The organism is Corallococcus sp. 4LFB (assembly GCF_046520365.1).
Classification (GTDB): domain Bacteria; phylum Myxococcota; class Myxococcia; order Myxococcales; family Myxococcaceae; genus Corallococcus; species Corallococcus caeni.
In genome coordinates this window covers 1-12,915 of the sequence record NZ_JBKGHJ010000236.1, presented here as the reverse complement: position 1 = coordinate 12,915, position 12,915 = coordinate 1, and the positions used below count along the sequence as shown (strand labels likewise).

At 70.1% G+C, this 12,915-nt stretch carries 11 protein-coding genes and 1 pseudogene; 6 read left to right on the top strand and 6 right to left on the bottom strand.

Translation table 11 applies throughout. The features are described from left to right. Positions 1–266 precede the first annotated feature (266 nt). Complete coding sequence (locus tag ACLEQD_RS23770; protein ID WP_410386984.1) at positions 267–1,985, top strand: B12-binding domain-containing radical SAM protein; 1,719 nt, start codon at positions 267–269, stop codon at positions 1,983–1,985. Positions 1,986–2,063: 78 nt separating this feature from the next. Next, complete coding sequence (locus ACLEQD_RS23765; RefSeq protein WP_410386982.1) at positions 2,064–3,353, top strand: hypothetical protein; 1,290 nt, start codon at positions 2,064–2,066, stop codon at positions 3,351–3,353. 121 nt (positions 3,354–3,474) lie between these two features. On the opposite strand, the gene ACLEQD_RS23760 is transcribed toward ACLEQD_RS23765, so the two are convergent. Further along, positions 3,475–4,230: a DUF6600 domain-containing protein gene (locus tag ACLEQD_RS23760; protein WP_410386980.1), complete on the bottom strand. Its 756-nt coding sequence runs from the start codon at positions 4,228–4,230 to the stop codon at positions 3,475–3,477. A gap of 109 nt (positions 4,231–4,339) precedes the next feature. Between ACLEQD_RS23760 and ACLEQD_RS23755 the strand changes: the two genes are divergently transcribed. Next, entirely contained in the window at positions 4,340–5,164 is an 825-nt protein-coding gene (locus ACLEQD_RS23755; RefSeq protein WP_410386978.1) for a siderophore-interacting protein, read from the top strand. Here ACLEQD_RS23755 and ACLEQD_RS23750 read toward each other — a convergent pair. After that, on the bottom strand, positions 5,050–5,415 hold the full coding sequence (locus tag ACLEQD_RS23750) for a hypothetical protein (RefSeq protein WP_410386976.1): 366 nt from the start codon (positions 5,413–5,415) through the stop codon (positions 5,050–5,052). The genes ACLEQD_RS23755 and ACLEQD_RS23750 overlap by 115 nt on opposite strands. Positions 5,416–5,766: 351 nt before the next feature. On the opposite strand from ACLEQD_RS23750, the pseudogene ACLEQD_RS23745 reads away from it, so the two are divergent. From ACLEQD_RS23745 to ACLEQD_RS23735, 3 genes and pseudogenes are all read left to right on the top strand, one after another. After that, positions 5,767–6,437 (top strand): annotated as a pseudogene (locus ACLEQD_RS23745) (Isoquinoline 1-oxidoreductase subunit). After that, entirely contained in the window at positions 6,434–6,895 is a 462-nt protein-coding gene (locus ACLEQD_RS23740; protein WP_120523719.1) for a (2Fe-2S)-binding protein, read from the top strand. Before ACLEQD_RS23745 ends, ACLEQD_RS23740 begins: the two are co-directional and overlap by 4 nt. An 11-nt stretch (positions 6,896–6,906) precedes the next feature. After that, positions 6,907–9,174 carry a molybdopterin cofactor-binding domain-containing protein gene (locus ACLEQD_RS23735; RefSeq protein WP_410386975.1) on the top strand — a complete coding sequence of 756 codons (2,268 nt, stop codon included), beginning with the start codon at positions 6,907–6,909 and terminating at the stop codon, positions 9,172–9,174. A 15-nt stretch (positions 9,175–9,189) separates the two neighbouring features. Here ACLEQD_RS23735 and ACLEQD_RS23730 read toward each other — a convergent pair whose 3' ends face one another. The 4 genes from ACLEQD_RS23730 to ACLEQD_RS23715 all read right to left on the bottom strand — a co-directional run bounded on the left by ACLEQD_RS23730 (position 9,190) and on the right by ACLEQD_RS23715 (position 12,642). Continuing rightward, positions 9,190–10,371: a Kelch repeat-containing protein gene (locus ACLEQD_RS23730; RefSeq protein ID WP_410386973.1), complete on the bottom strand. Its 1,182-nt coding sequence runs from the start codon at positions 10,369–10,371 to the stop codon at positions 9,190–9,192. Positions 10,372–10,425: 54 nt separating this feature from the next. After that, positions 10,426–11,289, bottom strand: a complete 864-nt coding sequence (locus tag ACLEQD_RS23725) for a hypothetical protein (protein ID WP_410386971.1) — start codon at positions 11,287–11,289, stop codon at positions 10,426–10,428. A 33-nt stretch (positions 11,290–11,322) separates the two neighbouring features. Beyond that, positions 11,323–12,183, bottom strand: a complete 861-nt coding sequence (locus tag ACLEQD_RS23720; protein WP_410386969.1) for a hypothetical protein — start codon at positions 12,181–12,183, stop codon at positions 11,323–11,325. Positions 12,184–12,396: 213 nt separating this feature from the next. Beyond that, positions 12,397–12,642 carry a hypothetical protein gene (locus tag ACLEQD_RS23715; RefSeq protein WP_410386967.1) on the bottom strand — a complete coding sequence of 82 codons (246 nt, stop codon included), beginning with the start codon at positions 12,640–12,642 and terminating at the stop codon, positions 12,397–12,399. Positions 12,643–12,915 lie beyond the last annotated feature (273 nt).

The window sequence follows — 12,915 nt, the reverse complement described above, 5'->3', positions numbered from 1 at the left end:
CGCTGGGGGGACCGCCCCCGGGCGCGGCCTCGAAGCGGCGGCGGCGCAGGCGGGGACGGAAGCCGGCGACGCCAGAGGCGAGCGGGGGGCGCGGACGTGAGCCGGCGGTCTCGAAGTGGCTCACCGAACGGCCCTCGTGAGGGGCCGTCCAGCGAGCAGGCCGGCTGCCCGGGAGGCGGGGAGGCGACGAATCCACGCGGGTCCTGGCCGGATTCGCCTACGCTGACGCCGTCTCCTGTCTCCTCTCCAAGGCCGGTGGTCGTCTCATGAGCGGTGGTCGTGCCCTCTCGCCAGTACTCCTCGTCGGTGCCGGAACGGGCGAAGCCACGTGCGGCATCCTCTACCTCGCGAGCTACCTGCGGCGCGGCGGGATTGAGGCCTTCGTGCGGCTGTGGGACGGGGATGAGAGCGCAGGCGAGGTGACGGACTCCTTCGAGCGCCTCATCGCTCGCGTGCGCCCGAAGCTCATCGGCATCAGCCTGAAGTGGTTCCACCACGTGGACCGCGCGCTGCTGATCGCGCGGACCATCCGGAAGATCGACCCGTCCATCCGCATCGTCGTGGGAGGCAACTCCGCGTCGTACTGGTGGAAGGAGCTGAGCGCCTACGACTTCATCGACCACGTCATCCTGGGCGACGGGGAGGCCCCCCTGCTCGCGCTCTGCAACGGAGACGAAGCGCCGCCCAACTGCGTGACGCGGCACCCGGACGGCCGTCCCCGCAGGCTTCCGCTGGCGTACGTGCAGCGCTCCACCAACACGCAGGACGTCTACTACTCGCACTTCAACGAGCTCTTCCTCAGCCAGCGGGACGCGCACTCCTTCTCCGGCTGGGTCGCGCCCGGGAAGGGCTGCGGGGAGAACTGCCTGTATTGCGGCGGGGCCCGCGGCAACCAGAAGGCGGACTTCGGGCGCGCGAAGCCGTTCCTGCGCTCCGAGGAGAACGTGCGCCGGGACCACCAGGAGATCGCCAGCCGCACGTGGCAGATGCGCTACGACTTCGCGGGCAGCACGGCGGAGTTCCTGGGGAGCACCTGGGCGGGCGTGGACCTCTCGCGCCACTGCTGCACGTACTTCCTCTGGGGCGTGCCGCGCGTGGAGCTGGTCGCGGCGCTGGCGGCGACCTTCCAGCGCATCTACATGGTCATCGACATCGGCTGCTTCTCTGAACAGCAGCGGCTGGAGCAGATGTCCAAGGGTCTGCTCAAGCCGTGCGCGAAGGACCGCGAGTTGCTGGAGGTCATCGAGTCCGTCCGCCGCCACCCGAACGTGGACATCGAGATCTCCGGCATCGGCGGCCTGCCGTTCACGAGCAAGGCCCGGCTCGCGGAGGAGCTCCGGCTGGTCGAACAGGTCATCGGCCTGGACTGCGTGGTGGGCTACCAGCGGCTGGAGGCGCAGCCCGGCGCGCTCGTCACGGAGCACCCCGCGCGCTTCGACATGGTGACGGAGGCGAAGACGTTCGCGGAGTTCCTCGGCTACTTCGAGCGCCGCGAGCCCGGCGACGTGTCCGTGCCGATGATCCGCTTCAAGGACGCGGAGCTGGAGGCGGCGGTGCAGCGCAACTCGGACCGGGTGGACGCGCTGGCCTGGAAGCACCGGGACGCGAGGAAGCGCGTCGACCTCAACGGGCGCACGCGGCTCAAGAACACCGCGTCCGCCGCGGAGCGCTTCACGCTGGGAGACTGGCTGGGCAGCCACCGCGCGCCCGTGAAGCTGTCGAAGGAGCCGGTGACGGTGCTGCGCTCGGTGGACGGCATCACCCTGAGCTGCGCCCCGTCCGTCAGCCCGCGCAGGTTCAACGACCCGACGCTCACGCAAGGCGAGGACGGCGCCATCCTCCTCGCCGCCCTGGACGCCTTCAAACAGCCCACCACCGTCTCCAGCGCCGTGACGCACCTGGGTTCGAAAGCGAGGCTGGATCCGCACTCCGCCCGCGAAGTCATCGACCACCTGGTGGACGGACGCTTCCTCCAGCCCGCGTAGGCATGCGCCAGCAAGGCGTGCAATAGCTACAAAAGCTGGATACCTTGACAGCTCCTCTTCGTGAAAAGGAGCGGTCCGATGTTCAGGAATACGACCTTGTGGCTCGCGGTGGCCGGAGGCCTGCTGGCCTCCGGTGCGGGCGCGGCGACGGTGACGAACTACCGGGGCGGCAACACGCCGGTGTACTCGCGCACCTCGTATGACTACGTGCCGAGCGTGATGAAGGACGGCGTCTACCGGATGTGGTGGTGCGGCGGCATCGCGGGCGACTACATCCTCTACGCCGAGGCGGACAGCTTGAGCGGCCCGTGGCACGCGCGAGGCTCCACGGCGGCCAACAGCTACAACACGGTGTTCGCGCCCACGGGGAACGCCGCGCAGTTCGACGGCATCCACGTCTGTGATCCGTCCGTCATCCGCGTCGAAGCGACGTACTACATGTATTACGGCGGCTACGGCGACGGCACGGGCACCACGATGATTGGCGTGGCGTCCAGCCCGGACGGCCTCAACTGGACGCGCCTCAACGGCGGCAATCCCATCATCGTCCCCGCGCGGGACTACCGCACCGTGCCCAACAAGTACGGCGCGGGGCAGCCGAGCGTCACGTACGTGGATGGGAAGTTCTACCTCATCTTCACGGACTCCACGGGCTACGCGGTGGACGGCAACGGCGGAGGCCAGTTCGTGCTGCGCTCGGCGGACCCCACCTTCCAGACAGGCGTGGAGGAGTTGACGGCCACGGGCTTCGCGCCCCGGACGGCGGCGAACCACACGCGGCACTCGCTGATTGGCGCGTTCTCCGTGGACTGGCAGTACGTGGACACGAACGACACGTTCGCCGTCGCGGTGGACGGAAGCACCGCCAGCGCGACGCGCGTGTTCCTCTTCAACAGCGCGCTGAACCAGCAGGTGGATCAATTCGACGTCGCGGGGACGTGGACGGAAGGACCGGCCATCGTGTCGCGCCCGGACAAGCACGCCGTCGCGTCGTCCACGTGCGGCACGGTCCCGGTGGACATCCTTCGCTCGGTGGGCACGGGCGACGTGAACACCTGGAACCTGGCTCGCAGCGGCGTGGACCTGCTGACGGGGCGCTCGTGCGACCAGGTGCCGATGGGGCGCGTGTACGAGGGCTATCTCATCCAGAGCGCCGGCCTGCCGCTCACCCTGGTCCGCGGTGGGACGCGGCTCCAGTTCGCGCTGGCCGCGCCCGCGCTGGACCTGTCACGCAACGCGATTGCCGTCTCGTCCGACATCTTCTACCGCATCCCGTACGGGGCTTCGATGCACTCGGGAGCGGCCGTCTACGGCGCGGCGGGGCGCCCGCCGCGTTCTCCCTGGATGACGGACGGCTGTGGCCGGTGAGCTGCCTGGAGGCCATCACGCACAACAACTCGTCCATCGCGTTGCTCAGCGTGAGCCAGTGGGACGGCATCCCCAAGGGGCCCAGCCTCCACTGCGTGAAGTAGCTTACGGCGAAGCGGACTCAGGGGGCCAGGACTCCTCCGGGCGCGGCCTGCGCACGCGGAGGCTGGCCCGTGGGCGGCGTCATCGGCTTCGCGCGCGGAACCTCCTGGCCGGTGACTCGCGCGACCTCCTTCGGCTCCGGCCCCCGGTTCCAGTACCCCTCACGGGCCACCACGTGCTCACCCACGGGCTGCGTCTGGCGCATCAGCGCCTGGACCCGTGAGCCCGGGAGGCGATGCGTGCCCACGTCCGGCCGCACGAAGTCGTTCGCACCCACGAAGGTCCAGCTCAGCCCGGTGCTGAGGCCCGGTGGCGCGAGGGGCCGCCAGCCAACGAGGCCATCCCCCCACCGCCAGTCCACCCAGGCGGGCGCCCACTCACTGTCGGGCCACCACACCCAGCCCGCCGATGGCTCGATGAACCACCGGCCGTAGTGGAAGGGCGCCTGACCCCAATCCCAATCACTCTCGAAGGTCCATCCCCAATCGCTGGACACCCACCGGCCACCGGTGGCGTAGGGGACGAAGTCCGCGCCGACGACGTTCGGATCCGGGTGCCAGACCCAGCCGACGTCCGGCAGGTCCATCCAGGTGCCGTAGGGAGCCAGCACCTCCCGGAACTGGGACATGGGGTTGTCCAGGGGCGTCGAGCTCGACGTCACCTGTGGCCCGAATTCGTCCGCCGGGCCCAGCGCGCAGCCGCTGGCTGCCAGGATGGCGAAGACGGTCACGCCGCCGGTCCGAAACCAGCGCACCCGGAGGCGGCAGGGGGCCATGTCCGGTTCCTTTCGTGGGGGTTCTGCCCTGGAAGGTGCGGATGACTTCACGCAACTTCACGAGCCGCCACCGGAAGGGGGGCGTATGAACGCCTGAACGGAGGTGCCAATGGCATCCGCGAAGGCCATGCTGGGAAGCATGCTGGGCCGCTTCCTCTTCACCGACGCCCGGGTGACGCAGGTGCGCGAAGTGTCGCGCGCCTTTCGACAGATTGACTGTGAAGGGCCGGCGCTGCGGGGGCAGGGCTGGACCCCTGGCGACAAGGTGCAGGTGTTCCTGCCAGGGCTGGGCCTGCGCACGTACACGCCGCTGTCATGGGACGAAGCGCGCGGCGCCACGGCCTTCCTGGTGTACCTGCACGGCGACAGCCCGGGAGCGAAGTGGGGCCGCGACGTGCGCGCCGGGGACACGGTCCAGTTCTTCGGGCCCCGGCGCTCGGTGACGCTGGAGGCCGGTGACGCGCCGGTGGTCCTCTTCGGTGACGAGACGTCCTTCGCGGTGGCGCACGCGTTGCGGACCGGAGCGAAGCGGGACGTCACGCCGCTCTTCGAGGTCACGCGCCGGGAGGACTGCGCGCCCGCGCTGCGCGAGCTGGGCTTCGAGGGCCAGGACGTGGAGCGCACGGCAGGGGACGCGCACCTGGCGCAGGTCCATGAGCGGCTGCGCGAAGCCTCCGCGAGAAGCCGGCGCGACGCTGGTGATGACGGGCCGGGCGCAGTCCATCCAGGCCCTGCGCTCGCGGCTGCGCGGCGACGGCGAACGCGCCACGCCCAGGGTGAAGGCCTACTGGGCGGTGGGCAAGGCGGGGCTGGACTGATTCAGGCCGGAGCGAACTGGAGGCCGCGCAGGAAGTCGTCGCGGCCCCGGGTGACGCCCGCGGGGCGGCGCTTGGACTTCTGCCGCAGGAACCGCGAGGCGTCCTGGCGGCGGTAGCAGGTGAGGATCCGGTCCTCGTCATTGAGGATGAGGATCCACCCGCGCGCCTGCCGGGCCAGTGACGACTCGCGAAGGGCCACGGGCAGGTCGCGCTCGTGCACGGTGAGGTGGGTGGCACCGCACGCGCGGGCGGGAGTGCCGAACTCGAGGATGAACGCGATGACCTCCTCGCGCAGCCTCCAGCGGGCACACTGCTCGACGAAGAGGCGGGTGAGGGAGAACACGGACGACGCGGGGCTCTGGCGCATGGCGGGCTATCTCCTTGCGCGCTTCCCAATACACACGGCGTTCCAACCCCTCGCGCACGCGATTCCGCGCACTTGCGCGAAGCCCCGGGGACCCCGAAAGGACATTCCGTCAATCGCGCCAGCGGCGCGTGTCACCCAGGCACGGAAGCCTTCACGAAGGCCGCCGTCCCCCACGCCGCGTGACGGCGCCGTGCACTCCCAGGCCGGACCGTTGTGAAGAAATCCTTCACGGGCCATGCGGCTTTTTGACACGCTCGCGAGGGGCTGGACCCGGGCATCATGCCCCGTCCGGCCTGGTGGCGCCGCGCATGAGGCCGGGCGACCTCTGGCCGAAGGGATGGACGGGGCACGATGAGTCTTCGCTCGAAAGCACTGGGAGCCGTGCTGGGCGCGGGGGCGGCGGGGTTGTCGCTGTCGCTCCTGTTCGGCGCGGGATGTGGAGGCCGTGCGATGCATGTCACCGCGGTGCCGCCGCCCGAGAATCCGCAGGCGCTCCGGACGCCGGAGGCCTTCGCGGGCATCGGCGACAAGAAGGAGCGCTCGCGGGCGCTGTTCCTGGAGGCGAGCCGGGTGATGCTGCATCCGCGCTGCGTCAACTGCCATCCCGTGGGTGACAGCCCCTGCAGGGGGAGATGAGCCAGGTCCATGATCCGCCGGTGGCCCGGGGCCCCGAGGACCAGGGCGTGCCCGGCCTGGAGTGCACCTCCTGTCACCAGGACCGCAACGCGCAGCTGGCGCGGGTCCCCGGCGCGCCCAAGTGGCACCTGGCGCCCAAGGTGATGTTCTGGGAGGGGCGCACGCCGCGCTCGCTGTGCGAGCAGCTGAAGGACCCGTCGCGCAACGGCGGCAAGAGCCTGGCGGAGCTGATTGAGCACTCCGCGCATGACGAGCTGGTGGGCTGGGGCTGGAAGCCGGGCGCGGACCGGGTGCCAGCGCCGGGAACGCAGGCCGGGTTTGGGGCCCTGATGGCCGCGTGGGTGAAGGACGGCGCGGAGTGCCCGCGCGAGGAGAGCCGACCGTGAGCATCCGTCTGCGAGTGAATGGAACCGAGCACGTGCTCGACGTGGATCCGGAGATGCCGCTGCTCTGGGCGCTGCGCGACGTGCTGACGTTGACCGGGACGAAGTACGGCTGCGGTCAGGCGCTCTGCGGCGCGTGCGTGGTGCACATCGACGGCGCGGCGGTGCGCTCGTGCGTGACGCCGGTGCGCCGCGCGGAGGGCCGCGAGGTGATGACCATCGAGGGCCTGTCGCCGGACGGCTCGCACCCGCTGCAGAAGGCCTGGGTGGACCTGGCGGTGCCGCAGTGTGGCTTCTGTCAGGCGGGGCAGATCATGACGGCGGCGGCGCTGCTGGCGAAGAAGCCGAAGCCCACCGACGCGGAGATCGATCAATCCCTGGCGGGCAACCTCTGCCGCTGCGGGACGTACACGCGCATCCGCACCGCCGTGAAGAAGGCGGCGGGACTGCCGACGGAGTGAGGACCCCCACCATGCAAGACACCCGCATCCGTCTGTCGCGCCGCTCCGTGCTCGCGGGAATGGGCCTCGTGGCCGGAGGCCTGGGGCTGGAGGTGGTCCTCCCCGCCAGGGCGCACGCCGCGCCCATGCCCACGTCCCTGCCCGCGGTGCCCACGGAGGGCTTGAGGGCCAACGTCTTCGTGCACGTGGCGCCGGACGGCGTGGTGACCATCGTCTGTCACCGCTCGGAGATGGGGCAGGGCGTGCGCAGCTCGCTGCCGGTGCTCATCGCGGACGAGCTGGGCGCGGACATGGCCCACGTGAAGGTGGTCCAGGGCGACGGCGACGAGGCCTACGGCGACCAGAACACGGACGGCTCCAGCAGCGTGCGGAAGATCTTCGACGACCTGCGCTACGCGGGCGCGACGGCGCGCACGATGCTGGTCACGGTGGCGGCGAAGCGCTGGAAGGTGGCGCCCACGGAGTGCGAGGCGCGCGACCACGCGGTGTTCCACAAGGGCACGCAGCGGACGCTCAAGTTCGGCGAGCTGGCCAGCGACGCGGCGAAGCTCAAGGTCCCGAAGAAGGAGGCCGTGACGCTGCGGCCGCGCAGCGAGCTCAAGAACCTGGGCAAGGAGCTGCCGCTGCTGGACGGGCCGGACATCGTGACGGGCCGGGCGGTGTTCGGCGCGGACGTGGTGCTGCCGGGGATGCGCACGGCGGTCATCGCGCGTCCGCCCGTGGCGGGGGGCCGGGTGGTCCGCTACGACGCGGCGAAGACGCTGGCGGTGCCGGGCGTGCGGCAGGTGGTGGAGCTGCCCGCGGCGAAGAAGCCCTTCCTGTTCCAGCCGCTGGGCGGCGTGGCGGTGGTGGCGGACAACACCTGGGCGGCGATGAAGGGCCGCGCGGTGCTGGACGTGACGTGGGAGGGCGGGGACAACGCCGTCTACGACTCGGCCGCGTACCGCGAGCAGCTGCTGGAGTCGATTGGCAAGCCGGGCAAGGTGGTGCGCAACGTCGGCGACGCGGAAGGCGCGCTGGCGAAGGCGGCGAAGCGGGTGCACGCCACGTACAACACGCCGCACCTGGCGCACGCGCCCATGGAGCCGCCCGCGGCGGTGGCGAAGGTGGAGGACGGCACCTGCGAGGTGTGGGCCACGACGCAGAACCCGCAGGCCGCGCGCAGCGAGGTGGCGAAGGCGCTGGGCCTGGACCCGTCGAAGGTGACGGTGCACGTGACGCTCCTGGGCGGCGGGTTCGGCCGCAAGTCGAAGCCGGACTACGTGGTGGAGGCGGCGCTCGTCGCGAAGGCGGTGGGCGCGCCGGTGCGCCTGCAGTGGACGCGCGAGGACGACGTGCGCCACGACTACTACCACTCCACGAGCGCGCAGCGGCTGGAGGCGGGCCTGGACGCGAACGGCAAGGTGGTGGCATGGCACCAGCGCATCGCGTTCCCGCCCATCGGCTCCACGTTCGCGGACGCGACGTTCGCGGGAGACGGGGAAATGGGGCAGGGCATCCTGGACCTGCCGCTGGCCATCCCGGACATCCGGATGGAGAACTGCGAGGCGCGGGCGCACACGCGCATCGGCTGGCTGCGCTCCGTGGCGAACATCTACCACGCGTTCGCGGTGCAGAGCTTCATCGACGAGCTGGCGCACGAGCGCGGCACGGATCCGCGCGACACGTTGCTGGAGGTGCTGGGGCCCTCGCGCATCGTGACGCCGAAGGACCTGGGCGTGGCGAAGGTGCCGAACTACGGCCAGCCGATTGAAGAGCACCCGGTGGACACGGCGCGGCTCAGGCGCGTGATTGAGCGGGTGACGGGCCTGGCGCGCTGGGACGAGCGCAAGCAGCAGGGAAGGGCGCTGGGGCTCGCGGCGCACCGCAGCTTCCTGACGTACGTGGCGGTGGTGGTGTCGGTGGTGAAGGACGCGGACGAGCGCATCCGGGTGGACGAGGCGTGGATCGTCGCGGACGCGGGCACCATCGTGAACATGGAGCGCGTCCGGGCGCAGATGGAGGGCGCGGTGGTGTTCGGCCTGAGCCTGGGGCTCTACGGCGCCATCACGATGAAGGACGGCGCCACGGTGGAGAGCAACTTCCGCGACTACCGCCTGGCGCGCATCGCGGAGACGCCGAGGAAGATCCACGTGGACATCATCCCCAGCGACGGCCGCCCGGGAGGCATTGGAGAGCCCGGAGTGCCCCCCGTGGCCCCGGCCCTGGCCAACGCCGTCTTCGCGCTCACGGGGACGCGCGTGCGCGAGCTGCCGCTGGTGAAGACCGTGAAGGTGTGAGCGGAAGCCACGCCGTCACGGCACCAGCAGGGCGCCATCCGACAGCGCGACCTCCGAGCCGCCACCGCCCATCCCTCCCCAGATGAAGAGGGCATCCCCGGTCCACACGCCCGAGTGTCCCGACCGGGCGGATGGGGCCCCCTGGGTGCGAAGCGGGGTCCACGTGTCCGTGGCGGGGTCGTAGGCCGCGCCATCCGAGCATGCGCCACCGGAGCCACACTTCGACGAGGCGCCACCCCAGACGATCATCTTCGTCCCGGTCCACACCGCGGAATGGCCAGTGCGCGGGGAGGGCGCGTCCTTGTCGGACAGGGGCGACCAGCTATCGAGCACCGGATCATACGCGGCGCCCCCTTCGCAGTAGCGCGGCGAGTCCTGTCCATCGCTGCCACAACCCAGCCCGCCCCAGACGATCATCTTCGAGCCGGTCCACACCGCCGTGTGCGCCCAACGGGCCTGGGGAGCGCCCTTGGAAGACAGCGGACGCCAGGAGTCCGTCTCGGGGTCGTAGGCCGCGCCATCGCTCAGGGCGACGTCCACTGCGGCGCCGCCGCTGCCGCCCCAGACCAGCAGCGCCTGCCCCGTCCACACCGTGGAGTGGTAGCGGCGGGCCACGGGGGCCCCGGCGCCGGACATGGGCGTCCAGGCGCCGGCCTCCACGTCGTACCGGGCCCCATCGCCCAGCACGCGCGCCTGCTGGGGTTCCTCGCCGCCCCACACCAGCATCCACCGTCCCGTCCATGCCGCCGAGTGCCAGCCGCGAGCGGAGGGCGCGCCTTGGGCCGAAAGCGCGCTCCAGGAGTCGGTGGACGGTGAGTAGGCCGCCCCGTCGCCGCAAGGCGTCTGGGGCCGCTCACCGCACCCCACGCCGCCCCAGACGAGCATCCGCTGGCCGGTCCACACCGCCGTGTGCAGGGTGCGCGCGGCGGGAGCCCCCTGGGACGACAGGGGCGTCCAGGTCCGCGAGGCCACGTCGAACCGGGCCCCGTCTCCGCAGACCCCGTTGACGGTGCAGCCGCCCAGTCCGCCCCAGAGCAGGACGTCCTGGCCGTCGAACACCGTCGCCACCTGGAGCCCCGCGCCAGGGCCCGAGCCCGTGGGCAAGAGCTCCCAGGTGCCCTGTTCCTCCACCCCGGTCTTCTGTGGGCTCGAGCAGCAGACCAGGGTGAGGAGGAACAGGCCTGAACCCAGGCGCATCCGAAACGGCTTCACTGCGTCACGCTTCGAATGCGCCATCGGGGGTTCCTCCTGCTACCAGGGACGCGGGCTGCCGCAGGTGTAGCCCGGGCCGTTGATGAAGCGAGACGCGGCGCGGCCGTTGGCATCCGCGGCGGCAGTCTGCCGCACGCTCAGCGGGATCCACCACTGCGACTGGTCCGCCACGTCGCAGAGGAACTCCACCTGCACCTGGTTGGGCGAGTGGAACCGGCTGGCGGTGCCATTGTTCTCCCACATGGCGCCAAAGGCATACGCGCCGATGCCGTGGAAGTAGAAGTAGTCGCACCCGTTGATGGTGCAGGCGCCCTGCGGGCCGGGCCGGTGGCCGCCGGTGTTGCCATTGTTGAAGTTGTACTTGTCGAAGTACGCGTGCCAGCCCTCGTGCATGTAGTCACCCGCGCGGGAGCCCGGGTTGGAGTTGCTGACGGTGGGGTTGTAGAGCGGGCAGGCCGTCTGCACGCGGTCCGTGTCCCACGGCCAGAACCGGGGGGTGAAGGTCCCGAAGACGTCCGTGCGGTCGGTGATGCTGTGATACAGGCTGTCGTGGAACTTGCTGCTGCGCGCCTCCGCCGTCGCCCGGTAGTCCGAGGTGCCGTGGAAGGACTGGGCCAGGTTGTCCGCCATGCCGTACGTCAGCAGGTAGGACGCGTTCCAGTGCTTGGGGAACTCCAGGTTGACGTTGCAGGCGTCATTCCAGCCGCGGTTGCTCCAGTCACCGGAGCGCAGGCCGTAGGCCTGGTACTGCCAGAGGAAGAAGTCCTGCCAGCAGCCGTGGGTGTTCCACAGGGCCCGGTCCGCGTTGCTCGCGGCCGTCTGGGTGCAGACGGCGCCGGCCTCGGTGGCCAGGCCAAAGGCCAGGACGGACGACATCAGGGCAATGCCTTGCTTGAGATTCATGGGCGTTCTCGCTCCTCAGGTCGTGAGGGAAGGTCAGAACTTCGGAGGGGTCACGTCGAAGGTGTTGGGCTTCTCCTCGGGCGGGCGCGGATCCTTCGGCTCGGGGTTCGGCGCCTGCACTTCGGGGTGGGCCTTCAGGTAGGCGGTGAGCTTGCGGTTGAACGCCTCCGCGCCTTCACCGCTGACGCGCCGGACGCGGTCCAGGAACAGGCGCTCCTCCTTGCGGACGAACGGCTCCAGCTCCTTGCGAGCCTCCAGCGTGTCCCCGCGGTTCCACAGGAAGGCGCTGATGGCCTCCGCGCGGACGATGACGGAGGGGTGGTTGCCGGCCTGGTACGCCACCTCGCGGTCGAACTCCGGGTCACGCAGGTACGCGACGCCCGCGATGGCCTTGGCCTGCAGGCGCGCCTGCTGGGCCTCTTCCTGGAGCTCGCCTTCGATGACGGTGCCCTTGGTGGGCAGGGGCTGGCGGACGAACTCCACGAGGAACTTCGTGCCGTCGTAGGTCCGCATCTCCCCGAGCAGGCCCAGGCCGACGAGCGCGCGGCTGGTGTCACCGGACTCCTGGGCCGCGAGGATCTCCTCCATGAAGGCCTTGATGAGGTCCGGGTTCTTCGCGGCGGACACTAGCGCCCGGCGCGCGTCGTCCTGCTCCTCCACGATGGATTCACCGGCCCAGGTGATGAAGGCATTGACGCTCTTGCGAGCATCCGCCGCATCCAGCTTCGGAGGCGAGTGCAGGGGACGCCCCTCGATGACACGGCTGGGAGGAATGTCAGACGGCTTTTCCGAAGTGGGCTTGTCCTGCGCGACCGCCACGGAGCCGGACATCAGCCCCAGGGTCACGACAATGGTGCCCGTGCGCGAGAAGACTCGCCATTTGTTGCGCTGCATGGTCCTGCCTCCATTCACAGAAGTGAAGGAGGTGCCCGCCGAGGGGCTCCCCCTGCCACGACGCGCCGTTACCGCCGCGACCCGTGGATGCAGGAACTCATTTCAACTGCCGTACCAACGCGCTCCCAGAGGGAGGAGAGGGGAGGGCCTCTGCCGAATGTTGCTTCCGGAGCGACAGGCGCTGTTGTTCGCGTTGTCCGGCAGGCACTGCTTCTACTCCTCGGGGAACACCGGTTCAGGCGAAGGCAGCGGGGAGGGGTCACCCGGATAGAGGGCTTGGATGAAGTTGTAGTAGCCCTTGCCACCAGAGGTGACGTCCTGGCCACGATCGTGGCGGGTCTGGATCCAGTTGTAGATCTCGTCGAACCGGAGGCCTGACAGGTCCGCGTGCAGATATTCGTCCTCGCCAGATGAAACAGGCGTGGCCCAGGACTGGGGCCAGGAAATGGGATCCGCCATGGGTCCTCGAACGGGTGCGAAGAGGACTCGGGTGCGCTCAGGTTCGTAGGGGACTGCGTTCGCGGACTCGAACTCCACCACTTGATCGTAGACCGCGAGGAAGGCGGGCGGGGTCTTCGTCCTGTCAATCGCTGCCAGCTTGGGTTCGATGACGCCGGACACCTCCACCTGTCTCAGGGTCCCCTGTTCATCGCGCCACTGGATGGTCTCATCTGGAACCATCCGCGTCCGTTTAACGTGATGGGGAAAAGCAGAGCAGAATCAAGGACCTGA